Annotated in this window: 24 protein-coding genes, 1 pseudogene and 1 riboswitch; of the genes and pseudogenes, 10 read left to right on the forward strand and 15 right to left on the reverse strand. The window is 59.5% G+C overall.

What is annotated here, in order from left to right:
- Positions 1-149: 149 nt before the first annotated feature.
- On the reverse strand, positions 150-773 hold the full coding sequence (rlmE, locus tag ACIN8IBEIGE_RS18545) for a 23S rRNA (uridine(2552)-2'-O)-methyltransferase RlmE (RefSeq protein WP_160015938.1): 624 nt from the start codon (positions 771-773) through the stop codon (positions 150-152).
- 102 nt (positions 774-875) lie between these two features.
- Between rlmE and yhbY the strand changes: the two genes are divergently transcribed.
- The gene (gene yhbY, locus ACIN8IBEIGE_RS18550; protein WP_090375842.1) at positions 876-1187 is read left to right on the forward strand and encodes a ribosome assembly RNA-binding protein YhbY; all 312 of its coding nucleotides are present in this window, start codon (positions 876-878) and stop codon (positions 1185-1187) included.
- Between the two features lie 61 nt (positions 1188-1248).
- Here the strand turns inward: yhbY and ACIN8IBEIGE_RS18555 are convergent, their stop codons facing one another.
- The 8 genes from ACIN8IBEIGE_RS18555 to grpE form a co-directional block, all read right to left on the reverse strand.
- Positions 1249-1695 carry a DUF4149 domain-containing protein gene (locus tag ACIN8IBEIGE_RS18555; protein ID WP_160015939.1) on the reverse strand — a complete coding sequence of 149 codons (447 nt, stop codon included), beginning with the start codon at positions 1693-1695 and terminating at the stop codon, positions 1249-1251.
- A complete protein-coding gene (greA, locus tag ACIN8IBEIGE_RS18560) occupies positions 1667-2143 on the reverse strand; it encodes a transcription elongation factor GreA (protein WP_108490542.1) in 477 nt (158 codons plus the stop codon). The genes ACIN8IBEIGE_RS18555 and greA overlap by 29 nt, the downstream gene beginning before the upstream one ends.
- Entirely contained in the window at positions 2140-5361 is a 3222-nt protein-coding gene (gene carB / locus ACIN8IBEIGE_RS18565) for a carbamoyl-phosphate synthase large subunit (RefSeq protein WP_160015940.1), read from the reverse strand. The genes greA and carB overlap by 4 nt, the downstream gene beginning before the upstream one ends.
- A gap of 36 nt (positions 5362-5397) precedes the next feature.
- The gene (carA, locus tag ACIN8IBEIGE_RS18570; RefSeq protein ID WP_160015941.1) at positions 5398-6546 is read right to left on the reverse strand and encodes a glutamine-hydrolyzing carbamoyl-phosphate synthase small subunit; all 1149 of its coding nucleotides are present in this window, start codon (positions 6544-6546) and stop codon (positions 5398-5400) included.
- A 220-nt stretch (positions 6547-6766) separates the two neighbouring features.
- A complete protein-coding gene (dapB, locus tag ACIN8IBEIGE_RS18575; RefSeq protein WP_160015942.1) occupies positions 6767-7570 on the reverse strand; it encodes a 4-hydroxy-tetrahydrodipicolinate reductase in 804 nt (267 codons plus the stop codon).
- Between the two features lie 71 nt (positions 7571-7641).
- The gene (dnaJ, locus tag ACIN8IBEIGE_RS18580; protein ID WP_160015943.1) at positions 7642-8766 is read right to left on the reverse strand and encodes a molecular chaperone DnaJ; all 1125 of its coding nucleotides are present in this window, start codon (positions 8764-8766) and stop codon (positions 7642-7644) included.
- A gap of 126 nt (positions 8767-8892) precedes the next feature.
- A complete protein-coding gene (gene dnaK, locus ACIN8IBEIGE_RS18585) occupies positions 8893-10809 on the reverse strand; it encodes a molecular chaperone DnaK (RefSeq protein WP_090375868.1) in 1917 nt (638 codons plus the stop codon).
- Between the two features lie 99 nt (positions 10810-10908).
- Complete coding sequence (grpE, locus tag ACIN8IBEIGE_RS18590; protein WP_090375871.1) at positions 10909-11478, reverse strand: nucleotide exchange factor GrpE; 570 nt, start codon at positions 11476-11478, stop codon at positions 10909-10911.
- 155 nt (positions 11479-11633) lie between these two features.
- Between grpE and recN the strand changes: the two genes are divergently transcribed.
- Positions 11634-13307 carry a DNA repair protein RecN gene (gene recN, locus ACIN8IBEIGE_RS18595; protein ID WP_160015944.1) on the forward strand — a complete coding sequence of 558 codons (1674 nt, stop codon included), beginning with the start codon at positions 11634-11636 and terminating at the stop codon, positions 13305-13307.
- 61 nt (positions 13308-13368) lie between these two features.
- Here recN and fur read toward each other — a convergent pair whose 3' ends face one another.
- Positions 13369-13773 carry a ferric iron uptake transcriptional regulator gene (fur, locus tag ACIN8IBEIGE_RS18600; RefSeq protein WP_090375878.1) on the reverse strand — a complete coding sequence of 135 codons (405 nt, stop codon included), beginning with the start codon at positions 13771-13773 and terminating at the stop codon, positions 13369-13371.
- Positions 13774-13870: 97 nt separating this feature from the next.
- Between fur and ACIN8IBEIGE_RS18605 the strand changes: the two genes are divergently transcribed.
- Positions 13871-14389, forward strand: a complete 519-nt coding sequence (locus tag ACIN8IBEIGE_RS18605) for an outer membrane protein assembly factor BamE (protein ID WP_160015945.1) — start codon at positions 13871-13873, stop codon at positions 14387-14389.
- A 75-nt stretch (positions 14390-14464) separates the two neighbouring features.
- On the opposite strand, the gene ACIN8IBEIGE_RS18610 is transcribed toward ACIN8IBEIGE_RS18605, so the two are convergent.
- From ACIN8IBEIGE_RS18610 to ACIN8IBEIGE_RS18620, 3 genes are read right to left on the reverse strand one after another with little or no spacing between them, the layout of a single operon-like run.
- Positions 14465-14785: an RnfH family protein gene (locus tag ACIN8IBEIGE_RS18610; protein ID WP_160015946.1), complete on the reverse strand. Its 321-nt coding sequence runs from the start codon at positions 14783-14785 to the stop codon at positions 14465-14467.
- Entirely contained in the window at positions 14778-15212 is a 435-nt protein-coding gene (locus ACIN8IBEIGE_RS18615; protein WP_160015947.1) for a type II toxin-antitoxin system RatA family toxin, read from the reverse strand. Before ACIN8IBEIGE_RS18615 ends, ACIN8IBEIGE_RS18610 begins: the two co-directional genes overlap by 8 nt.
- Positions 15213-15246: 34 nt before the next feature.
- Positions 15247-16650: a sodium-dependent transporter gene (locus ACIN8IBEIGE_RS18620; protein WP_160015948.1), complete on the reverse strand. Its 1404-nt coding sequence runs from the start codon at positions 16648-16650 to the stop codon at positions 15247-15249.
- A gap of 164 nt (positions 16651-16814) precedes the next feature.
- On the opposite strand from ACIN8IBEIGE_RS18620, the gene smpB reads away from it, so the two are divergent.
- Positions 16815-17297 (forward strand): SsrA-binding protein SmpB, encoded by a 483-nt coding sequence (gene smpB, locus ACIN8IBEIGE_RS18625; protein WP_090375895.1) that lies wholly within the window; start codon positions 16815-16817, stop codon positions 17295-17297.
- A gap of 61 nt (positions 17298-17358) precedes the next feature.
- Here smpB and ACIN8IBEIGE_RS18630 read toward each other — a convergent pair whose 3' ends face one another.
- Positions 17359-17988, reverse strand: a complete 630-nt coding sequence (locus ACIN8IBEIGE_RS18630; protein WP_160015949.1) for a LysE family translocator — start codon at positions 17986-17988, stop codon at positions 17359-17361.
- A gap of 82 nt (positions 17989-18070) precedes the next feature.
- Between ACIN8IBEIGE_RS18630 and ACIN8IBEIGE_RS18635 the strand changes: the two genes are divergently transcribed.
- The 4 genes from ACIN8IBEIGE_RS18635 to ACIN8IBEIGE_RS18650 all read left to right on the forward strand — a co-directional run bounded on the left by ACIN8IBEIGE_RS18635 (position 18071) and on the right by ACIN8IBEIGE_RS18650 (position 21442).
- Positions 18071-19036 (forward strand): 2-hydroxyacid dehydrogenase, encoded by a 966-nt coding sequence (locus tag ACIN8IBEIGE_RS18635; RefSeq protein ID WP_160015950.1) that lies wholly within the window; start codon positions 18071-18073, stop codon positions 19034-19036.
- Positions 19037-19064: 28 nt separating this feature from the next.
- On the forward strand, positions 19065-20063 hold the full coding sequence (locus ACIN8IBEIGE_RS18640) for a class I SAM-dependent methyltransferase (protein WP_160015951.1): 999 nt from the start codon (positions 19065-19067) through the stop codon (positions 20061-20063).
- A gap of 34 nt (positions 20064-20097) precedes the next feature.
- A riboswitch (yybP-ykoY riboswitch) is annotated at positions 20098-20300 on the forward strand.
- An 8-nt stretch (positions 20301-20308) separates the two neighbouring features.
- Entirely contained in the window at positions 20309-20893 is a 585-nt protein-coding gene (locus ACIN8IBEIGE_RS18645) for a TMEM165/GDT1 family protein (protein ID WP_160015952.1), read from the forward strand.
- 105 nt (positions 20894-20998) lie between these two features.
- Entirely contained in the window at positions 20999-21442 is a 444-nt protein-coding gene (locus tag ACIN8IBEIGE_RS18650) for a ketosteroid isomerase-related protein (RefSeq protein ID WP_090375907.1), read from the forward strand.
- A 54-nt stretch (positions 21443-21496) separates the two neighbouring features.
- Here ACIN8IBEIGE_RS18650 and ACIN8IBEIGE_RS18655 read toward each other — a convergent pair whose 3' ends face one another.
- Positions 21497-22309 carry a M48 family metallopeptidase gene (locus ACIN8IBEIGE_RS18655; RefSeq protein ID WP_160015953.1) on the reverse strand — a complete coding sequence of 271 codons (813 nt, stop codon included), beginning with the start codon at positions 22307-22309 and terminating at the stop codon, positions 21497-21499.
- A 1291-nt stretch (positions 22310-23600) separates the two neighbouring features.
- Between ACIN8IBEIGE_RS18655 and ACIN8IBEIGE_RS21285 the strand changes: the two are divergent.
- Both ACIN8IBEIGE_RS21285 and ACIN8IBEIGE_RS21290 read left to right on the forward strand, forming a co-directional pair.
- Positions 23601-23765, forward strand: a pseudogene (locus ACIN8IBEIGE_RS21285) (HAMP domain-containing protein); the annotation flags it as partial.
- A 15-nt stretch (positions 23766-23780) separates the two neighbouring features.
- Positions 23781-24623: a methyl-accepting chemotaxis protein gene (locus tag ACIN8IBEIGE_RS21290; protein ID WP_372240026.1), complete on the forward strand. Its 843-nt coding sequence runs from the start codon at positions 23781-23783 to the stop codon at positions 24621-24623.
- The last annotated feature ends 106 nt before the right edge of the window (positions 24624-24729 follow it).

Below are 24729 nucleotides of genomic sequence, written 5' to 3' on the forward strand. Positions count from 1 at the left end.
CCGTGTCGAAGCGCACTTCGCATGACGACCAGTTATGTACCGATCTAACTTACTACACAACGCCCACCCCTGGCAGACGCCGTCTGTAACCCTTTATTTGTTGTGAGACCACAAAGCCCCACCACAATTCGCCGCAAACCCCAACGCCTTCAGAGGCCGCGAAAGCCTCGTGCCAGCAGATATTGCTCGCGGGAGCGGTCACGCGAGGACAACGGCTTGCGCATCTGCACCTTTTCGAATAACTGGCGCACCTGCTTGTGGTACAGATCGAAACCTTCGCCCTGGAAGATCTTGATCAGAAAATCACCACCCGGTCGCAATACCCGGATCGACAGATCCAGAGCCAACTCGCACAGGTACATCGCACGAGGCTGATCCGACTCCCTTACCCCACTCATATTGGGGGCCATATCGGAAATCACAAGGTCTACCGGGTGATCACCGATGGCTTCGAGAATCTGCGCGAACACCTCATCATCGGTAAAGTCGCCCTTGATGAAGGCAACGTCCGGAATGCTGTCCATCTCCAGGATATCTGAAGCGATCAAGCGCCCTTTGTCACCGATCACCCGACTGGTGACTTGCGACCAGCCGCCCGGCGCAGCACCTAGATCAACTACAGTGATGCCAGGCCGCAGTATGCGATCCTTCTCCTGAATCTCCAGCAGCTTGTAGCTGGCACGGGAACGATAGCCATCCTTCTGCGCCATTTTGACGTAGGGGTCGTTGAAATGCTCTTTCAGCCAACCTTGACTGGTCTTGGAACGGGCCACGCAATACCTCGAATGTGCAACGCATGAATATCTGGGCGGCCCCGAAGGCGCTCGGGTAAACTAACCGCCGTTTTTTACCAGATTAAATGCAGGAATCAGATTATGCCGCTCACTCAAGAGCAGAAGAAACAATTCAAATCTATCGGTCACCATTTGAAGCCTGTATTGATCGTGGCTGACAACGGTCTGACCGAAGGTGTGCTGACTGAACTGGAACGCGCACTGGGCGATCATGAACTGATTAAAGTGCAATTACGCATCACTGAGCGTGAAGACCGCCTCGCGGCCATCAATGAACTGTGCAAAGCCGGCAAAGCCGAACTGGTTCAGGTGATTGGTAAAATGGCGCTGATCTACCGCAAGAACCCGAAAGTGAACAAGAACCTGTCCAACGTTCATCGTTATCACGGCTGATTAGTCGGCCGCTGCAAGGCGCGCTCAGCGCCTTTGCAACCATCCTACCCAATCTTACGGCCTAGAGCCTATGCATGAGCTTTTCCGGCACTGGCTGCAAGACCAATAACAACCCGCAAAAAGCCATGACCAGGTAACTGAACATCAACCACAGTTCAGCCTCAGGCAGCAGTTGGCGCACAGCGAAATAACTGCCTGCCATCGCCACCACAACCAACAACAACTGCCCGCGAGCATCACGCCACAGGCTTACCAGGCGCTCGGCACGAATCAGCACCAACACCTGCAACCCAGCGCAAACCGCCGCCAGACCAACCAGCAATGGCCGCAGGGTATTGCTGATCTCTTCGACCAGCAACGAAGCCAGGCCGATCTTGGCAATTGCCGGTATCAGCAGAAAATGCAGCAACCAGAGGCCACCAACCCAGAGCGTCTGAGCCAGCAGCCAGCTGATTGCACCCGCATCGCGCCCGCCCGGCTTAGAGATGACGAACCTCGACGATCTCATACTCCAGCGCACCACTTGGCGTCTGCACCACCACCACGTCGCCTTCGTTCTTGCCGATCAAGGCACGTGCGATAGGTGAGCCGACAGAAATCTTGCGCTGCTTGATGTCCGCTTCGTCTTCACCAACGATCTGATAGACCACGCTTTCATCGGTCTCGCAGTTAGCGATTTCCACGGTGGTGCCAAAAATCACCTTGCCGGTGTGCTCAATAGTGGTGACGTCGATGATCACCGCATTCTGCAGACGGCCTTCGATATCGCGGATACGCGCCTCAACCATACCCTGCTGCTCGCGCGCAGCGTGGTATTCGGCGTTTTCCTTGAGGTCACCGAGCTCGCGCGCGGTGCCGATATCCTGGCTGAGCTTGGGACGCACCACCTTGGTCAGATGTGCCAGCTCTTCTTCCAGGGCGCGAGCACCCTGGACGGTCATGGGGTATTTGGTCATGCCTTGATTCCTGCATGCAGATCCTGCAGCCGGCGTACGGTCTTCTCGGGACCGAACTTCAGCGCCTCACAGATCGCCTGCCCCGCCGCAATAGTGGTGGTGCAGTAGATCTTGTGCTGCAGAGCGTTACGACGAATGGAGTAGGAGTCAGCGATGGACTGACGACCTTCAGTGGTATTGATGATCAGCGTGACTTCGTCATTCTTGATCATGTCGACCACGTGCGGACGACCCTCAGTCACCTTGTTCACGCGACGCACTGGCAACCCAGCCGCCTCGATCAGCTTGGCAGTACCGGCAGTTGCCACCACTTCAAAGCCAAGCCCGATCAGATCGCGGGCAACGCCAGCCACCAACGGCTTATCGTCATCACGCACACTGATAAAGGCCACGCCTGCGTTCGGCAGCACTTCGCTAGCACCCATCTGCGCTTTGGCAAAAGCCTCACCGAAGGTATCGCCGACGCCCATCACTTCACCAGTGGACTTCATCTCTGGGCCTAGGATCGGGTCGACACCAGGGAACTTGGCGAACGGGAATACCGCTTCCTTGACGCTGAAATACGGCGGGATGATCTCGGCGTTGTAACCGGCCTCAGCCAGGGACTTGCCAGCCATGACGCGGGCAGCCACCTTGGCCAGGGAAACACCGACGCATTTGGAGACGAACGGTACGGTACGCGAAGCGCGAGGGTTCACTTCAATAACGAAGATGTCCTCGCCCTGCACCGCCATCTGCACGTTCATCAGGCCGACCACATTGAGCTCCAGGGCCATTTTCTTGACCTGCTCGCGGATCTCGTCCTGGATATGCATCGGCAGCGAGTAAGGCGGCAGCGAGCAGGCCGAGTCACCGGAGTGCACGCCAGCTTGCTCAATGTGCTGCATGATCGCGCCGATCACCACGGTTTCACCGTCACACACCGCATCCACGTCCACTTCGATGGCGCAGTTGAGGAAGTGATCGAGCAGCACCGGGCTGTCGTTGGAGACTTTTACCGCTTCGCGCATATAGCGTTTGAGCTCGTCTTCCTGGTAGACGATTTCCATCGCCCGACCGCCCAGTACATAGGACGGACGCACCACCAGCGGGTAACCGATGCTTTTGGAGTGAGCCAGGGCTTCGTCTTCGCTGCGCGCAGTGGCGTTGGCCGGCTGACGCAGACCAAGACGCTGAACCATCTGCTGGAAACGCTCGCGGTCTTCGGCGCGATCAATGGCGTCAGGGCTGGTACCGATGATCGGCACGCCGGCTTCTTCCAGAGCGCGGCAGATCTTCAGCGGGGTCTGCCCGCCGTACTGCACGATCACACCTTTCGGCTGCTCGACGCGGACGATTTCCAGCACGTCTTCCAGGGTTACTGGCTCAAAGTACAGGCGATCCGAGGTGTCGTAGTCGGTGGAGACGGTTTCCGGGTTGCAGTTGACCATGATGGTCTCATAACCGTCTTCGCGCAGCGCCAGTGCGGCGTGTACGCAGCAGTAGTCGAACTCGATGCCCTGACCGATACGGTTAGGGCCACCGCCAAGGATCATGACCTTGTCACGGGTCGACGGATTGGCTTCGCACTCTTCCTCGTAGGTCGAATACATGTAGGCGGTGTCGGTGGCGAACTCGGCGGCGCAGGTGTCGACGCGCTTGTACACCGGCAGCACTTTCAACTTGTGGCGCTGACTGCGCAGGGTCTTCTCGGTCACGCCCAGCAGCTTGGCCAGACGGATGTCGGAGAAGCCTTTGCGCTTAAGCTTGTACATCGAGTCACGATCAATGCTCGACAGCGCCAGGGTCTTGATGCGCTCTTCGTCCTTGATCAGGTCTTCAATCTGCACCAGGAACCATTCATCGATATTGGTCAGCTCGAAGATTTCCGCAACCGTCTTGCCAGCGCGGAAGGCATCGGCGATGTACCAGATACGATCAGCGCTTGGCACGGTCAGCTCACGGCGCAGGGTGCTTTCTGCTTCAGGGTCAGCCAGGTCGAGCTTTTCATCAAAACCAGAGACACCCACTTCCAGGCCACGCAGGGCTTTCTGCAGGGACTCCTGGAAGGTACGGCCGATGGCCATGACTTCGCCGACCGACTTCATCTGCGTGGTCAGGCGGGCGTCGGCCTTGGGGAACTTCTCGAAAGCAAAACGCGGGATCTTGGTCACAACGTAGTCGATGGCCGGCTCGAACGAAGCCGGGGTGCGCCCGCCAGTGATGTCGTTGCTCAGCTCGTCGAGGGTGTAACCCACAGCCAGCTTGGCGGCGATCTTGGCGATCGGGAAGCCAGTGGCCTTGGAGGCCAGGGCCGAGGAACGCGACACGCGCGGGTTCATCTCGATCACGACCATACGGCCAGTGTTCGGGCAGATGCCGAACTGCACGTTGGAGCCGCCAGTTTCCACGCCGATCTCGCGCAGTACCGCCAGCGAGGCGTTACGCAGGATCTGGTATTCCTTGTCAGTCAGGGTTTGCGCCGGAGCCACGGTGATCGAATCGCCGGTGTGCACGCCCATCGGGTCGAAGTTTTCGATGGCGCAGACGATGATGCAGTTGTCCTTCTTGTCGCGGACCACCTCCATCTCGTATTCCTTCCAGCCGATCAGCGACTCGTCGATCAGCAGCTCGCTGGTCGGCGACAGATCCAGGCCGCGGGCGCAGATTTCTTCAAACTCTTCACGGTTGTAGGCAATGCCGCCGCCGGTGCCGCCCATGGTGAAGGACGGACGGATGATGCACGGGAAGCCGACCTTCTCCAGCACACCGTAGGCATCTTCCATGCTGTGGGCGATGCCGGATACCGGGCAGGCCAGGCCGATGTCTTTCATCGCCTTGTCGAAGCGCGAACGGTCTTCGGCCTTGTCGATGGTATCGGCGTTGGCACCGATCATCTCGACGCCGAACTTCTCGAGCACGCCGTGGCGCTCCAGATCCAGCGCGCAGTTCAGTGCGGTCTGGCCGCCCATGGTCGGCAGCAGCGCGTCGGGGCGCTCCTTCTCGATGATCTTGGCCACGGTGGCCCACTTGATCGGCTCGATGTAGGTGGCGTCAGCCATGGCCGGATCGGTCATGATGGTGGCCGGGTTGGAGTTGACCAGAATGACGCGATAACCCTCTTCTTTCAGCGCTTTACACGCCTGGGCACCGGAATAGTCAAACTCGCAGGCCTGGCCGATAACAATCGGACCAGCGCCGAGGATCAGGATGCTTTTAATGTCTGTACGCTTTGGCATGTTCTCTCTCTCGAATCCTTGGGTCAGTCGGCTGGCTTAACGGCGCTTGGCCATGGCTTCGATAAAACGGTCGAACAGCGGCGCCACATCGGCCGGGCCGGGGCTCGCTTCGGGGTGACCCTGGAAGCTGAAGGCGTCCTTGTCGGTCCGTTCGATACCCTGCAGGGAACCGTCGAACAACGACTTGTGAATGGCGCGCACGTTGCTTGGCAGGCTGCTTTCGTCCACGGCAAAACCGTGGTTCTGGCTGGTGATCATCACCACGCCGGTTTTCAGGTCCTGCACCGGGTGGTTGGCTCCGTGGTGGCCGTGGCCCATTTTCAGGGTCTTGGCACCGGAAGCCAGGGCCAACAGCTGGTGGCCAAGGCAGATACCGAATACCGGGGTCTCGGTTTCCAACACATCCTTGATCGCCCGAATCGCGTAATCGCACGGCTCGGGATCGCCTGGGCCGTTGGACAGGAACACGCCATCGGGATTCAGCGCCAGCACATCGCTAGCAGGCGTCTGCGCCGGCACGACGGTCACGCGGCAACCGCGCTCAACCAGCATGCGCAGGATGTTCAGCTTGACGCCGTAGTCGTATGCCACCACATGGTATGGCAGCTCGCTGGCCGGGATTTGCGGATGACTGTCGTCTTTCAGATTCCACACACTGGAGCGCCATTCGTAACGCTCGGTGCAGCTGACCACCTTGGCCAGATCCATGCCTTTCAGGCCAGGAAAGCTACGCGCCAGCTCCAGCGCCTTCTCTTCGGTGGCGTCGTCACCAACCAGAATGCAACCGTTCTGCGAACCTTTCTCACGCAGGATGCGGGTCAGGCGGCGGGTGTCGATGCCGGCAATGGCGACGGTGCCGTTTTCCTTGAGGTATTCATCCAGTGGCTGCTTGTTACGCCAGTTGCTGGAGGTCAGCGGCAGGTCACGGATAATCAGGCCAGCGGCCCATACGCGGTTGGATTCGGCGTCTTCCGGTGTGGTACCGGTGTTGCCGATATGCGGATAGGTCAGGGTGACAATCTGCTGGGCATAGGAAGGATCGGTAAGGATTTCCTGATAGCCGGTCATGGCGGTGTTAAAAACCACCTCTCCAATAGTTTGGCCATCGGCACCGATGGCCTCGCCGCGAAAAATACTGCCATCAGCAAGAGCCAAAATGGCAGGTTTAAGGGCTGGCTTACTCAAGAAAACCTCCGGAAATCAAAACGTGAAGCAAACGCAGATTGTAAAAAAGCGGGATGACGTATCAACCGTCACCCCGCTTTTTTATCTGATTCATTCTGCGCAACTTTAGTGGACACACTAAAGCAGAAAGCTTACAGGAAACTGCCTTTTCGGTCCACCGCCAGTTGCACTTGAGAGCCAGGCAAAAGGCACCCCTGCGACAGAATGCCCCACTCCAACATCAATTCAGCCCCAGAACGTCCTGCATGTCGTATAGACCAGGCTTACGATCCTGCAACCACAGCGCCGCACGAACAGCGCCCTTGGCGAAGGTCATGCGACTAGATGCCTTGTGAGTGATTTCCACGCGCTCGCCATCGGCGGCGAACAGCACAGTGTGATCACCCACCACATCACCGGCGCGTACCGTAGCAAAGCCGATGGTTTCGCGCTCGCGCGCACCGGTCTGACCCTCACGGCCATACACCGCGACTTTCTGCAGATCGCGCCCCAGGGCATTGGCCACGACTTCACCCATACGCAAGGCGGTGCCGGACGGCGCATCGACCTTGTGACGGTGGTGCGCTTCGATGATTTCGATATCCACATCATCACCCAGCACCCGCGCAGCAGTATCGAGCAGCTTCAGGCACAGATTGACGCCGACACTGAAGTTGGCGGCGAACACGATGGAAATCTGCTTGCCAGCATCACTCAGCAGCTGCTTTTCCTCCGGGGAAAAACCGGTGGTGCCAATGACCATAGCCTTGCCGGCCTGACGGCAAATCTCCAAGTTTTTCAGGGTAACCGACGGGTGAGTGAAATCGATCAGCACATCGAACTGATCGAGCACCGCATTCAAATCACCCGCCAGATTGACGCCAATCTTGCCCTGCGCCACCAGCTCACCGACGTCCGCGCCAACCAAACTGCTGTCGGCACGATCAATCGCCGCACTCAGGCTTGCACCATCGACCAGCTGTACGGCCTCGATCAGGGTCTTGCCCATGCGCCCGGCGGCGCCCATCACAGCAATACGTTGCATAGCTATCAGCTCCAAGCTGTCGCCCCAGGCTGCAGCCGCCGCTTAACGACCGCGCAGCCTGTCAGCGGGATTTACAGGTCGCCAAAGAAGCGCTTAACACCTTCGAACCAGCCATTGGCCTTCGGCGAATGCGAGCTGTCGCCTTCCAGGGTTTTACGGAACTCGTCGAGCAGTTCGCGCTGACGCTTATCCAGGTTGACCGGGGTTTCCACCGCCACCTTGCACATCAGGTCACCGGCACCACCGCCACGCACTGGAGCAACGCCCTTGCCACGCAGACGGAACATCTTGCCGGTCTGCGTGCCTTCCGGAATCTTCAGCTTGACCCGACCATCCAGGGTCGGCACTTCCAGCTCGCCGCCCAGCGCCGCATCGGCAAAACTGATTGGCACTTCGCAGTACAGGTGCTTGCCGTCGCGCTGGAAGATCGCGTGCTCGCGCACATTCACCACCACATACAGGTCGCCCGCCGGGCCACCCATGGCTCCCGCCTCGCCTTCGCCAGACAGACGAATGCGGTCGCCGGTATCGACGCCAGCCGGCACTTTCACCGACAGGGTCTTGTGCTCTTCTACCCGGCCATGACCATGGCAGGAACCGCAAGGGTCAGTGATCATCTTGCCGCTGCCATGGCAACGCGGACAGGTCTGCTGCACCGAGAAGAAGCCCTGCTGCATCCGCACCTGACCGATGCCGCCACAGGTGGTACAGGTCACCGGCGTAGTGCCCTTCTTCGCGCCCGAGCCATCGCAAGGCTTGCAATTGACCAGCGTCGGTACGCGAATGGTCACCGTCGTGCCACGCACCGCTTCTTCCAGATCCAGCTCCAGGGTGTAACGCAGATCACTGCCGCGCTGTGCACCACCGCGTGAACCACCGCGACCACCGCCGCCAAAGAAATCGCTGAATACATCACCGAAGATATCGGAGAAATTCGCCCCGCCCGGGCCACCACCGCCGCCCATCTGTGGGTCGACCCCGGCGTGCCCGTACTGGTCGTAAGCCGAACGCTTGGCCGCATCGGAGAGCACTTCGTAAGCCTCGTTGGCCTCCTTGAACTTCTCTTCCGAGGCCTTATCGTCAGGGTTACGGTCCGGGTGATACTTCATGGCCAGACGGCGGTAGGCTTTTTTCAGCTCCGCTTCGCTGGCACCGCGCTCGACACCGAGCACCTCGTAAAAATCGCGTTTAGCCATAAGTCTTCAACACCTTTAAATCGTCTACTCCAGACACGCCAACGCGGGAGCAAGCTCCCGCGCGGCGGATCATGCCGAACACGACTCGCGTCGCGCCCGGCCAGAGCGGCATAAGCTTGCGCCTATTTACTTGTTGTCTTTGACCTCTTCGAACTCAGCGTCGACCACGTCGTCGCCTGCGTCCTTGGCTTGCTCAGCATCCTGGGCTTGCGCACCTGGCTGCGGCTGTTCGGCGTACATCTTCTGCGCCAGCGGGGCAGTGACTTCGGACAGCGCGGTCATCTTGGCGTCGATATCGGCCTTGTCGTCACCCTTGATCGCCACTTCCAGGGCGCTCAGTGCAGTTTCGATAGCAGCCTTCTCGTCAGCAGTAGCCTTGTCGCCCGCCTCAGTGATCATCTTGCGGGTGGCGTGCACCAGTTGATCACCCTGGTTGCGCGCGGTAGCCAGTTCCTCGAACTTGCGGTCTTCCTCGGCATTGGCCTCGGCGTCACGCACCATCTGCTGAATCTCTTCCTCGGACAGACCGGAGTTGGCCTTGATCACGATGGACTGAGTCTTGCCAGTCGCCTTGTCTTTCGCGCCGACGTGCAGGATGCCGTTGGCGTCGATGTCGAAGGTTACTTCGATCTGCGGTACGCCACGTGGCGCTGGCGGAATCTCGGCCAGGTCGAACTTGCCCAGAGACTTGTTACCGCTGGCTTGCTTGCGCTCGCCCTGCAGCACATGAATGGTCACGGCGCCCTGGTTATCGTCAGCAGTCGAGAACACCTGCGACTTCTTGGTCGGAATGGTGGTGTTCTTCTCGATCAGCGCAGTCATCACGCCGCCCATGGTTTCGATACCCAGGGTCAGCGGGCTGACGTCGAGCAGCAGCACGTCTTTGACGTCGCCAGCCAGTACCGCACCCTGAATAGCAGCACCCATGGCCACAGCTTCGTCCGGGTTAACATCTTTACGCGCTTCTTTACCGAAGAAATCGGTCACCAGCTTCTGCACCAGCGGCATGCGGGTCTGACCGCCAACCAGAATCACGTCATTGATTGCACCGATTTCGATACCGGCATCTTTCAGCGCGATGCGGCAAGGCTCGATGGTGCGCTGCACCAGATCCTCAACCAGCGATTCCAGCTTGGCGCGGGAAATTTTCACGTTCAGGTGCTTCGGACCGCTGGCATCCGCAGTGATGTACGGCAGGTTGACGTCGGTCGACTGACTCGAAGACAGCTCGATCTTGGCTTTCTCAGCGGCTTCTTTCAGGCGCTGCATGGCCAGCGGGTCACCCTTGAGGTTCATGCCGCTTTCTTTCTTGAATTCGTCAACGAGGTAGTCGATCAGACGAATGTCGAAGTCTTCACCGCCGAGGAAAGTGTCACCGTTGGTGGCCAACACTTCGAACTGGTGCTCGCCATCGACTTCAGCGATCTCGATCACCGAAACGTCGAAGGTACCGCCACCCAGGTCATAGACGATCACAGTGTGATCGCCCTTGGCCTTGTCCATACCGTAGGCCAGAGCGGCTGCGGTTGGCTCGTTGATGATCCGCTTGACGTCCAGACCGGCAATACGGCCTGCGTCTTTGGTGGCCTGACGCTGGCTGTCATTGAAGTAGGCCGGCACGGTGATAACCGCTTCGGTCACTGGCTCGCCGAGGTAGTCTTCGGCGGTCTTTTTCATCTTTTTCAGAATTTCAGCCGAAATCTGTGGCGGCGCCATTTTCTGGCCGTTCACTTCCACCCAGGCGTCGTTGTTGTCAGCTTTGACAATTTTGTACGGCACCATCTGAATGTCTTTCTGCACAACCTCTTCGTCAAAACGACGACCGATCAGGCGCTTTACCGCGTACAGGGTGTTGTGCGGGTTGGTTACAGCCTGGCGCTTGGCCGACTGGCCAACCAAAATTTCGCCATCGTTGGCATATGCAATGATTGACGGCGTGGTACGCGCGCCTTCGGCGTTCTCGATAACCTTGACGCTGCCGTTTTCCAGAATAGAGACGCAGGAGTTGGTGGTCCCCAGGTCGATACCAATAATTTTGCCCATATTCACTCTCCCGAAACTTTGATAATCCCGCCGCTGATCGTTGTCAGCGGCGGTAGCACTAAAACGCTTGACTGTTTAATGGGGGCGGCTCGGCGAATTTCAAGCCTGCTCATCGATCGATGGCGGCGCATCCACCGGCGCCTTGCTGACCACCACCATGGCGGGGCGCAGCAGACGACCGTTGAGCATGTAGCCCTTCTGGAACACCTTGAGCACGCTATTAGGCTCGACGTTGGTGCTTTCCTGCATCGCCATGGCCTGATGGTGCTCAGGGTTGAACGGTGCACCATGCGGATCAAGCGCCTCCAGCTGGTGACGCTTGAGCGTGTCGCCGAACAGCTTGAGCGTCAGCTCCATGCCCTCACGGACCGCCTTGATCGCCTCATCATCCGGATTCGACAGCTCAAGGCCGCGCTCCAGGCTATCCACCACCGGCAACAGGTCGTTGGCGAATTTCTCCAGAGCGAATTTGTGCGCCTTTTCTACATCCTGCTCGGCGCGACGACGCACGTTCTGCAGATCGGCGGCCATGCGCAGCGACTGATCCTGCGCAGCAGCCAGTTGCTCTTCCAGCGCTTGCACGCGGGCAACCAGGTCATCGCCCGCAGCCGCTTCAGCAGCTGTTTGTACATCGGGGTTCTGCGTATCCAGGGTCTGTTCGTCAGCCATGCGTCTCTCCTCTTAAAATCCGACGCGAGCCTCAACTCACGTGCCTGACCGCTATATGGGGTCAAAAAATGTGGTTTCAAGGACCGCAGACGGATTGTCAGCCCACAAAAAAACACTGTATAAATAACCAGACATGAACTTGGGAGGCCCTCGCCATGCTGGTGCACCTGTCCGTACACAACTACGCCATCGTTGAACACCTTGATCTAGAGCTGGACGCAGGCATGAGCGTGATCAGCGGCGAAACTGGCGCCGGCAAGTCGATCATGCTCGACGCCCTCGGCCTGACTCTGGGTGATCGCGCCGACAGCGGCGTAGTGCGTCCCGGTGCGGACAAGGCGGACATCCTCGCCAGTTTCGACCTGCATGACATCCCCGAAGCCCGCGCCTGGCTGGCCGAGCGCGACCTGGACAACGACGGCCCATGCATCCTCCGCCGGGTGATCACTGCCGAAGGCCGCTCGCGCGGCTATATCAATGGCTCACCGTGCCCGCAAGGCGACCTCAAGGCCCTGGGGGAGCTGCTGATCGACATCCACTGCCAGCATGAGCACCAATCCCTGCTCAAGCCCGACACCCACCGCCGCCTGCTCGACGAATACGCTGGCAGCCAGGAACTGGCCCGTCAGGTGCAGCTCGCGGCACAACGCTGGAAGCAGACCAAAAATGAGCTGGAGCGGGCTTCCAGCATCGGCGACGAACAACGTGCGCGCCATCAATTGCTCAGCTATCAGCTGGAAGAACTCGACAACCTGGCACTCGGCGAAGACGAACTGGACAACCTGGAGCAGGAACACAAAAACCTGACCAACGCCGAAAGCCTGCTCAGCGCCTGCCGCCTAGTGATCGAGCAATGCAGCGAGAATGATGCCGGTAATGTACTGTCCGCCCTGACCAGCAGCCTCAATCGCCTCGGCGCCTTTCAGGGTCAACCTGGCGCGCTTAGCGAAGCCACCAACCTGCTGGCCAGCGCGCAGATTCAAGTAGAAGAAGCGGTCGGCGAACTGAACCGCTTTCTCGACCACTTCGACGCCGACCCTGAGCGCCTGCAACAGATGGAAGAGCGCCTGGACGCCATCTACACCCTGGCGCGCAAGCACCGCATCCAGCCAACAGAGCTGAGCGCCATGCAGCAGCAACTGTTCGAAGAACTGGAAAGCCTTAACGCCGACGACCAGGCCGCCGAACGCCTGAGTGATGAGCTGGGCGCATTCGAACGGCATTACCAGGAAAAAGCGGCCGAGCTCAGCACCCTGCGCAACAACGCCGCCAGCCAGCTGGCCAGCGCGGTCGAGCTGAAAATGCAAACGCTGGGCATGCCCGGCGGGCGTTTCAATATCAAGCTGAGTGCCAACAGCAACAGCGAGCCGCACCCCAACGGCCTGGAGCAACTGGAATTTCTGGTCAGCGCCAACCCTGGCCAGCCGCTGAAGGCGCTGGCCAAAGTCGCCTCGGGCGGTGAACTGTCGCGCATCAGCCTGGCAATTCAGGTGATCACCGCACAGACCTCGCGGGTGCCGACTCTGGTATTCGATGAAGTCGACGTCGGCATCGGCGGCCCCACCGCCGAAGTGGTCGGCCAACTACTACGCCGCCTCGGCGAGCGTGGCCAGGTACTAACCGTCACTCACCTGCCGCAAGTTGCCGCACAAGGGCACCAGCACCTGTTCGTGCACAAAGTACGTGAAAGCGATGCCACCCGCACCGCAGTGAGCAAACTCAGCCCTGCGCAACGGGTCGAGGAAATCGCCCGCATGCTTGGCGGCGTAGATCTCACTGAGGAGTCACTGGCCCATGCCCGACAGATGGTCGGTAGCGCCCAGGCTTGATTGCGCAGACCTAGAAAGCACAAAGGCGACCCTAGGGTCGCCTTTGTTGTACCTGCATCAATCAGGTTTTCTTGCGCACATACAGCACGAGATTGTGATCAACCAGCTCAAAACCGTGCTCTTTGACGATTTCTTTCTGGCGTCTTTCGATCTCGGCATCGAAGAATTCGATCACATCACCAGAATCGACACAGACCATGTGGTCGTGATGGCCGCTATCCGCCAATTCGAAGACCGCATGACCGCCATCGAAGTTATGACGAACCACCAGACCTGCTGCCTCAAACTGGGTCAGTACGCGGTACACAGTCGCCAAACCTACGTCGTCACCCGCCTCCATCAGCGCTTTGTAGACATCCTCAGCACTCATGTGACGCTGACCGGCGTGGTCGAGCATTTGCAGTATCTTGACCCGTGGCAGGGTCACTTTCAGGCCAGCCTTGCGTAGTTCGCTATTTTCAACCATGGTCTGCTTTCTCACGGAAGCGGCTTCGCAGCTTCCTTTATTGCGGGTATGATCCGGGGTTATATTGCCCAGCCAAGATAGTGGAAGTCGCCCACCGATGCAAAAAACCAAACTCCTGCTGACCAGCCTCACCCTTACGGGGCTACTCGCACTCGCCGGTTGTTCATTCCCCGGGGTTTATAAAATCGACATCCAACAGGGCAATGTCGTCACGCAGGACATGATAGACCAGTTGCGGCCAGGAATGACCCGCAAGCAAGTGCGGTTTATCATGGGCAATCCCCTGCTCACTGACACCTTCCACGCCAATCGTTGGGATTACCTCTACAGTATTCAGCCTGGCGGCGGTGAACGCCTGCAAGAACGCGTCAGCGTGAATTTCAACGCTGATGACCAACTGATTGGTCTGTCTGGCGACTTTATGCCAGGCGTCAGCCGCGACCAGGCCATTCTGGGTGAGGACAGCGGCGTAACCACTCCGCAAACCACTCAGCAGCCGCAGGTTGAAGAGAAGCCCGCCCCGGGTTCGTTGCTTGAACAGATTCAGCGCGAAGTGGACGACATAAAAGTCGTACCGGTACCGACTCCAGAGCCTCTGGAAAGTACACCGCAGTAATACTTGCTGATAAAAAAGCCCGGACATGTCCGGGCTTTTTTATACCTGCATCGCTGCTGACCGAGCCTTCAACACTTATTGCCCAGCCTCCTCGGCCTTGGCTTGCGCTGCTTTGGCAGCACGCTGCTTGCGCACTTCTTTCGGATCGGCAATCAGCGGCCGGTAAATCTCCACCCGCTCCCCCTCTTCCAGCACGCGCTCATCGGGCTTGCTCACTGCCTTGCCAAAGATCCCCAGCGGGCTGTTGCGCAGATCCAGATCGGGGAAATGCGCCTGCATGCCGGACTGCAGCGCCGCCTGACGCACCGTGGTGCCATAAGGCAAACTCAGGCGCAGCAACTTCTGCTTGTCGGCCAGGGCATAGACCACTTCGACCACGATATTTGGCTTATCCATACAGTTGCTTGGCCCTTTGGCAGAATGCATCGACCAGGGTATTGGTGGCCTGATTGAACAGCGGCCCAAGGGTCGCCCGTACCAGTGGCCCAGCATAGTCGAAAGTCAGATCCAGGCTGATCTTGCAGGCCTTGTCGCCCAATGCCTTGAACTCCCAATGCCCATACAACTGGGTAAACGGCCCCTCAACCAGAGTCAGCTTGATCAGCTCACCAGGTACCAAAGTGTTGGCTGTGACAAAGCGCTGGCTCAAGCCACCTTTGGCCACCGCCAGACTGGCGCGCATATGCGTATCACTGACCTCAAGCACTTCGCTGGCCGAACACCAGGGCAGAAACTGCGGGTAACTGGCCACATCATTGACCAGATCAAACAGCGCCCGCGCGGGATAAGGCAAGAGCGCCGAACGCTGAATATGAGTACTCATAACCCAACCATTTGGCTAAACAGGATGCAGGCGATCATTTGCTCAGCTCTGCGACAAATACGATCAGCACGCCAATTGGCGCGACCACACGAATCAACCAGTACACCACGCTGAAGAGCAGCGGGCTTTTCATCGCCAACTCTTCACGCACCGCCTCACGCTTGAGCACCCAGCCGGCAAATAGGGCGAACGCTAGGCCGCCGAACGGCAACAGAATGCGACTGGTCAGGTAATCGATGGTGTCGAAGAAATTCCGTCCACCTTCTGCGCCCCACTGGAACAGGTGAAAGCCGTCCTCACCGAAGACAAAGAACTTCGCTTCTGCCCCCAGGTTAAAGGACAGCACCGTGCCCATACCGACCGCCCAGCAGAGGAACGCCAGCACACTGGTCACCAGCACCCGGCTGCGCTTGCTGCGCTCGACCAGATAGGCCACCGCCGGCTCCAGCATGGAGATCGACGAGGTCCAGGCCGCAATCAGCACCAGGATAAAGAACAGCGTGCCCATTACCTGACCAAAGACGATATTGCCGAACGCCACCGGCAGGGTGACAAACATCAGTCCCGGCCCTGCGCCAGGCTCCAAACCACCGGCGAAAACGATAGGAAACAGCGCCATTCCGGCGGTGAGAGCAACCAGTGTGTCGAGGATGCCGACGGTGAGAATGGTGCCGCCAATCGAGGCACTTTTCGGCATATATGAGCCGTAAACCATGATCGCACCCACACCGACGCTCAGAGTGAAGAATGCATGCCCCATGGCGGCCAGCACGCCATCAAGCACACGATCCGGCTGAAAATCGAAGAGGAAGTGGAAGCCCTGCATAAAGTGCCCAGTGGTCATGCTGTAACCCAGCAGCACCAGTAACAGGACGAACAGCAACGGCATCATGATGCGCAAGCTGCGTTCAAGACCAGCCACTACGCCGCGGGCAATGACAAAACCGGTTAACAGCATAAACAGCGTGTGCCACAGGGTCAGCCGCCATGGATCAGCCGTCAACGCGCCAAACGCAGCGCCTGCACCCTCGGCACTGACGCCGGCAAACTGGCCGCCGCCCATGCTGAGGATGTAATCCAGTGACCAGCCGGCCACCACACTGTAAAACGACAGAATAAGCAGAGCAGCAATCATCCCCACCAGCGCTGCCCAGGACCATTTCGGCGAAGCACCTGACTCGATGGCCAGGGCTTTCAAGGTGTTCACCGGACTCTGCCGGCCGCGCCGACCGACCAGGGTTTCGGCGAGCATGATTGGCAAGCCGACCATAAAGATGCACACCAGGTACATCATCACGAAAGCCCCACCGCCGTACATGCCGGTCATATAAGGGAACTTCCAGATATTGCCCAAGCCGACGGCCGAACCGGTCGCCGCCAGAATAAACACCCAACGACTGGCCCAGGCGCCGTGTATCGAAACCTTATCGTTCGCCATGCTCGGCTAGCCTGCTCTATTGAAAAAGATCGCGCATTGTCGGGGATTCGCCAAGGCGGCTCAAGCACAGCCGACGCCGCGCAGTACCAAGCGCCCGGTAAAGCTGATTTTGTCCTGTCGCACACATAGCGCCCGCGCCAGTGACTCCCTATAATGCGCGCCCTATGGCTAAACAAAAGAAACACCCGCAAGGCACCATCGCGCAAAACAAGAAGGCGATGCACGACTACTTCGTCGAATCCAGGTTCGAGGCAGGCTTGGTCCTGGCCGGCTGGGAAGTGAAAAGTCTGCGCGCCGGCAAGGCCCAGTTGGTTGACAGCTACGTGCTGCTGAAAAACGACGAAGCCTGGCTGATGGGTTGCCACATCACCCCTCTGACGGCGGCAAGCACCCATGTGATCGCGGATCCGACACGCACCCGCAAGCTGCTGCTCAACAAACGCGAGCTGGACAAACTGTTCGGCGCCGTACAACAGAAAGGCTATGCCTGTGTGGCCATGTCGCTGTACTGGAAGGCGCACCTGATCAAGTGCGAAATTGCCCTGGCCAAGGGCAAGAAGGACTTCGACAAACGCCACACCGAAAAAGAGCGCGACGCCGACCGTGAAGTGCAGCGCGCCATGCGCAGCAAAGGAAAAGACGAGTAAATCGGCTCTGCGCTCGCAAAAAAGCCCCGCACTGCGGGGCTTTTTCATTCCAGCGCCTGGCCTAGCGCAACTCGCTGAAGGCCAACTTCACCCCGAGCCCTACCAGCACCGCGCCCATCAGCCGATCAAACCAGTGCCCCATGCGCGCGAAACCCGCACGTACGCGCTGATGACTAAACAGTTGCGCGACCATACAGAACCACAGCGCCGTAGCCACCGCCAGGTAAACGCCATAGCCGGCCTGAACTGAAAGTGGCGTATGCGGATTGATCACCACGGTAAACAGCGACAGAAAGAACAGCGTGGCCTTGGGGTTAAGGCCATTGGTCACAAAGCCGGCGACAAAGGCCGCACGCGGCGAACGCTCGCCCTCACCCAGACTCAGCTCGGCGTCGTTCGGGCTTGCCGGCTTGGCGCGCAACGCCCGAATGCCGATATATAGCAGGTAAGCCGCTGCCAACCACTTCAGGGCGTTGAACAGCACAATCGACTGCGACACGATCAAGCCGATCCCCAGCAGCGAATAGGCCACATGGATAAAAATTCCGCAGCCCACACCCATCGCACTGAAGATGCCGGCACGCCGCCCGTGCGCCACACTCTCGCGCACCACAATCGCGAAATCCGGGCCAGGGCTGGCCACGGCCAGCAAGTGGATCAGGGCCACAGCTAAAAACTCAGTCCAGTACATGGGGCGGCTCCGCGACGTCGAAATGATTCTGTTAGGCTCGCCACCTTACTCCCCGCCCAAACCCGTAGGATAGATACAGCTGATGAGTAACAGTCACCGCGCAGTCTTTCTCGACCACAGCTCACTCGACCTGGGCGACCTTGACCTGTCCAGCCTGAGCGGCTGCTTTGCCGACCTGCTGCTGTATCCACACACCCCCCAGGCGCAAACCATCGAACGCCTGCAGGGCGCACAGGTTGCGATCAGCAACAAGGTGCCGCTGAATGCCGAGGTATTCGCCGCCTGCCCAGAACTGAAGCTGGTACTGGTGGCTGCCACCGGCACCAACCCAATTGACCTGGCCGCCGCCCGCGCTCACGGCGTAACCGTTTGCAACTGCCAGGGCTACGGCACGCCATCGGTGGCGCAGCACACCTTGATGCTGCTACTGGCGCTGGCCACGCGGCTGCCCGATTACCAGCAGGATGTTCGCGCCGGCCGCTGGCAGCAGGCGCAGCAGTTCTGCCTGCTCGATTATCCGATCATCGAACTGCACGGAAAAACCCTCGGCCTGCTCGGTCATGGCGAACTGGGTGGCGCGGTGGCCAAACTGGCTGAAGCCTTTGGCATGCGTGTGCTGCTCGGTCAGCTGCCCGGTCGACCGCCACGTGCCGACCGTCTGCCACTGGATGAGCTGCTGCCCCAGGTCGATGCGCTTACCCTGCACTGTCCGTTGAACAACGACACCCTGAACCTGATCAGCGCCCGCGAACTCGGCCTGATGAAGCCCACGGCCTTTCTGATCAATACCGCCCGTGGCGGGCTGATCAACGAACAGGCCCTGGCTGACGCACTGCGCGCCGGCCACCTGGGCGGCGCAGCCACCGATGTACTGATCCAGGAGCCGCCGGAAGACGGCAACCCCTTGCTCGCCGCCGATATTCCAAGGCTGATCATCACCCCGCACAGCGCCTGGGGCAGCCGCGAGGCGAGGCAACGTATCGTCGGCCAGCTCAGTGAAAACGCCTTGGCATTTTTCAACGGAGCAGCCATCCGTGTGGTGAGCTAAGCTACGCGACTTTTTTCCAGGAGCGCTTATGGACCCGCGAAGCGAAGTACTGCTGCGCCAGGCCGATCTGTTCAACGGCCCACTACTGCTTGCCGGCTTGCCGGCGGATGACCTACTCGGTCAATTCCCCGAAGCCTACGGCTGGAGCTGGCATGCAGGCGAACACGCGTTGCGCGAGGCACGCTTTGCCGGGCGCTGCCACTTCGGCGTCAGCCCGCCGGAGAAGGCATTCCAGGCCGCCGTGCTGTTTCTGCCGAAATCCCGCGAGCTGACCGAATACCTGCTCAATACCCTGGCGGCGCGCCTAGGCGGACGCGAGCTGTTTCTGGTCGGTGAAAAACGCGCCGGCATTGAACGCGCTGCCAAACAGCTGGCGACCTTCGGCCAGGCACGCAAGCTCGACAGCGCACGGCACTGCCAGCTCTGGCAGGTACGGGTTGAGCACGCACCCGCCGCGCCGGACCTGCACAACCTGGCACAACGCTACGAACTCGCCCTGGCTGACGGGCCGCTGCAGGTGCTCAGCCTGCCTGGCGTATTCAGCCATGGCCGACTGGACGTTGGCAGCGCCCTGCTGCTTGAACACCTCGACGGTTTACCCAGCGGGCATATCCTGGATTTCGGTTGCGGGGCCGGCGTGCTCGGCGCAGCGCTGAAACGCCGCTACCCGGACAGCCAGATCACCCTGCTGGATGTCGATGCCTTTGCCATCGAAAGCAGCCGCCTGACTCTGGCTGCCAACGGCCTTGAAGCCGATGTTATCAATGCTGACGGCATCGATGCGGCGCCCACGGGACTGAGTGCGATCCTCAGCAACCCGCCCTTTCACCAGGGCGTACACACCCACTACCAGGCCACCGAACACCTGCTGCGTCAGGCCAGTCAGCACCTGGCCAGCAAAGGCGAATTGCGCCTGGTCGCCAACAGCTTTCTCAAATACCCGCCGCTGATCGAACAGCACCTCGGCCCCTGCCAGATCCTGGCCGACGCCAAGGGCTTTCGCATCTACCGCGCCAGCAAAGGCTGAAACGGGGCTTGCCCTATCACGGATGCGTGGGCAGAATGCGCGCGTCCTAGGGGAGTAGTCTCCCGCGAGCGCCAGCTCGCCCGGCACGCGTCAACATACTTGCTCGGCAGAGCATGGCGCGTGCGACCCAAGGCCCACTCAGAGGGGCCTGCGGTTTGACAAGACCTATGACACGCACACCTTACCCGGGGCGGGAAGGCTGTACGTGTCATAGCCGTGTCGACCCGCCCCTTTAGGAAAGCCTGATGCTCGAATCCCTGTTTGTTCCCACCTTTATCGTTGCCTTGGCCGAAATCGGCGACAAAACGCAGCTGCTCGCACTGCTACTGGCCGCACGCTTTCGCAAACCCTGGCCGATCATTTGGGGCATTGTGGTCGCCACCCTGGCTAATCACTTCGCCGCCGGCGCTATCGGCAACTGGGTTGCCAGCTTCTTCTCTCCCGCCACCTTGAGTTGGGTTCTTGCCGCAAGCTTTGTTGCCGTAGCGCTGTGGACGCTGATCCCGGACAAGCTGGATGACGACGAAAGCTCCAAGTTCAAGCGCTACGGGCCGTTTCTGACCACCCTGATCGCCTTCTTCCTCGCGGAGATGGGCGACAAGACCCAGGTCGCCACGGTGATGCTGGCCGCGCAGTACCCGCACTTCATTCTGGTGGTGATCGGCACCACTCTGGGCATGCTGATCGCCAACGTGCCGGTGGTTCTGGCCGGCAACTTTGCGGCGGAACGTTTACCACTGACCCTGATTCGCCGCCTGGCCGCCTGCGCCTTTGCAGTGCTAGCCATGTATGCGGGGTATCAGGCGCTGAAATTCAGCGGGCTGATTTGACATCAAGTTGACGCCAGTACACTGGCGTTTCGGCCAATACCTCGGCTTCCAGACGGCTGCTACAGTGCGCAACATCCTGCCCACTCAGCCGTCAGGGAGACACCTATGTCACTGGATGATCGGAAAAAACTGGTACGCCATCATATCGACCTGTCGTGGAACAAAGGCCGCACCGCGCTGGCAGAACAACTGCACAGCAAAGACTTTCTCTACAAAAGCTCGTTTATCGGCCGGCCACTGACCAGCCCCGCCTTTGCCCAGATGGTGCAGGACATCCGCCATGCCATGCCGGATCTGCAGGTGGTGATCGAGGAATGCATCGCCGAGGACAACAAGGTCGTTACCTGGAGCACCCTGATCGGCACCATCCAGAAACCCGCACTTGGCTATCCGCCCAGTGACAAAGTATTGAGCATTTCGGCCATGGCCTTCTGGACCATTACCCCAAGCAATGAGATTCAGGAAATCTGCACCATGTTCGACATGGAAAGCTTCCGTTCGCAATTGGGCCTGGCCACCCAACCCTTTGCCGCCAAGGCGCTGCCCTGAACAAATAACCCCCAACAAAAAGCCCCCAATCGGGGGCTTTTTGTTTACCGCGTTTTAGCGCGCGTTCTCATACAACAGCATCACCTTGGGGATTGCCGCCTGCAGAGAAGCGATTCGGCTGCTCGACGAAGGGTGCGTACTCATAAATTCAGGCGGGGCACCTTCGCTGGCGGCGGCCATTTTCTGCCACAGGCTGACCGCGGCATTAGGGTTGTAACCTCCACGGGCTGCCAGCTCCAGGCCGATCAGGTCGGCCTCGTTCTCATTGCCACGACTGTTGGGCAGCATCATGCCGTACTGCACGGCCGCATCGGCCAGGGCCAAGCTGTCGGAGCCCAGGCCGAGCAAGGCACCCGCGCCCTGTTTCGCCAGCTCGACACCATAGGCCTTGGACATTGCCTCACGGCTGTGCTCGCGCAGGGCGTGGGCCATTTCGTGGCCCATGATCGCAGCGATCTCATCGTCGGTGAGCTTGAGCTTCTCGATAATCCCGCTGTAGAAAATGATCTTGCCGCCTGGACCGCAGTTGGCGTTCAGCTCAGGGCTCTTGATCAGGTTGACCTCCCATTGCCACTGCGCCGCATCCGGACGGAACAACGGGGCATGCTTGATCAGGCGATTGGCAATGGTGCGCAGACGTTTGGCGTTATTGCTGGTTTTATCCAGCACGCCCTTGCTGGACGCCTCGCCGAGGGTCTGCTGGTAAGACTGCGCATACATCTGATTGACCTCTTGGGTCGAGAGCATGCTGAACATGTATTGCTTGCGCTCAACACCTACGGCGCCGCCACTGGTGGTGTTCACAGCCTGGCAAGCCGTCAGCAGGCTGCAGAGCACCAGGCTGGCCAGACGAAATGGAGTATTCATGTCAGTTCTCCTTCACGACAGGGACCGTATGCTAGGCCGTGCACCAGGGCAACACAACCCGCACGACTTGCACTATGGCCCTCCAGGCTCTTTGCTAGATACAGCGGCGAACTAATGCTTTGAAGTTACGCTGCCGATAAGCCAGGGACAGGCGCAACTGACACGCTGAGGAGTCCCTATGCGATTCAAGTCGATCCAGTCCTCCGTAGCACTTATGGCAGGGGCCAGCATCCTGGCAGTCGTCGTCGCCCTGGTGCTCTACGCCCTATTCGCCGGAGCGCGCACCCAGACCCAGGTTCAAGAGCGCACCCAGAGCCTGTTAGAGGGTGTGATCGACCAACGCCTCAACGCCCTGGCCAAAGCTCAGGTCGGCCAGCTGCAGCGCCAGTTTGAACACCCCATGACCGTCGCCAAATCCCTGGCCACCCTCAACAGCCAGATGGGCAGCACTGATGGCAGCCCCGGCATCAGCCTGACCCGCGAAGAGCTGAGCAATCTGGTCGGTGTGTACCTCAAGGCCAACCCGGAACTACTTGATCTCTACATCGGCTGGGAGGCCAACGCTTTCGATCAGGACGACGACCTCTACGTCAATCAGAAGGAAAGCGGCTACGACCACACCGGTCGCTTTATGCCGTGGTGGTATCGGGATGGCGACCAACTGAAGCTCGACGGCCTGACTGTGGAACAGATGGAAAGCGAGGAGGTTCAACCTACCGGCGTGCGCACAGGCGAGTACTACCTGTGCCCCAAGGAAACCGGCAAGCCCTGCGTGATTGACCCGGCCTCCTACGACTTTGGCGGCAAGCAGGTACTGGTCGCCGCCTTCAACGCGCCGATCATGGTCAATGGCCAGTTCCGCGGCATTGCCGGCAATGATCTGGCCTTGGACTTTATTCAAGAACTGCTCACAACCGCCAAAACCGAGCTGTATGACGGCGCCGGGGAGCTGGCCCTGATTGCCTCCAACGGCACCCTGATCGCCGCAACCCAGGACGCAGCATTGATTGGCCAGCCGGCGAGCAAGGCCATTGATGCCGAGCTGCTGAGTCAGCTCAAGCAGAGCAGTAACGACCAGCCGATCAACAAGCTCGACGAAGAACGCCAACTCCTCCAACTGCTGCTGCCGTTCCAGGTTGCCGGTACCTCGACACGCTGGACCCTGGCCATCGTGCTGCCGACCCGTGCGGTATTCGCAGACCTGAATGCGCTACAGGTCGGCCTTACTGAGCAAGCTGAGGCTGACACCCTCGGCATGGCTTTGGTGGGCTTGCTGGTGGCCAGCATTGGCATGCTGGTGATCTGGTTTGTCGGCTATGGCATCGCCCGCCCGCTGCGGCAGATGGTGACCATGCTCGACGATATCGCCCAGGGCGACGGCGACTTGACCCGCCGCCTGGACGTGAACCGCAGTGATGAACTGGGTGATATTGCCAAGGGTTTCAATACCTTCCTCGGCAAGCTGCAAAGCATGATTACTCAAGTAGTCAGCTCGGTACAGAAAGTCAGCGATTCCTCCGAACACACCGCCGACATTGCCATCCGCACCAACACGGGCGTACAGAAGCAGCTGGCGGAGATCGAACTAGTCGCAACCGCCGTGCATGAAATGACCGCCACCGCCCAGGACGTGGCGCGCAACGCCACCCATGCGGCCGAGGCAGCCAATCATGCGGACCGCGCCGCCAATCAGGGCAAGCAGACGGTGCAACACACTGCCGATGCAATCGCCGCCCTGGCGCAGGAAATCGGCCGTGCAGTCACTGTGGTGCAAACGCTGGCCCAGGACAGCGAGAACATCAACGCCATTCTGGTGGCCATTCGCGGGATTGCCGAGCAAACCAACCTGCTGGCACTCAACGCGGCCATCGAGGCGGCACGTGCCGGTGAACAGGGCCGTGGCTTTGCCGTGGTGGCCGATGAAGTGCGCAACCTGGCACAAAAGACCCAGAAGGCCACCGAAGAAATCCAGACCATGATCCAGCAACTGCAACAGGGCACCCGCGATGTGGTCACGGTCATGGAAGACAGCCAGAGCAAGACTGAAATCAGCGTGCAGCAGGCCAGCCAGGCCGCCGAAGCGCTGGAATCGATCACCCAGGCGGTCTCGGTGATCAACGATATGAACACCCAGATCGCTAGCGCCGCCGAAGAACAGAGCGCAGTGGCCGAGGACATCAACCGCAACGTCACCAATATTGGTCAGGTGGCCAATGAAGTGGCCGGCGGTGCCGACGAAGCCAGCCAGGCCAGCGCCGAGCTGACCAAGCTGGCCGAGCAGCAACGCCGCCTGATCAACCAGTTCAAGGTCTGATCACGCCGCAACAAAAAATCGCCAGGAGCGATTTTTGATGTTGCGCAGCAACGGCCACATAGTGGAGCAGCCAGGGATGGCCGGCCACAAAAAGGGCGGACTGCCT

The organism is Pseudomonas sp. 8BK (assembly GCF_902506475.1).
Classification (GTDB): domain Bacteria; phylum Pseudomonadota; class Gammaproteobacteria; order Pseudomonadales; family Pseudomonadaceae; genus Aquipseudomonas; species Aquipseudomonas anguilliseptica.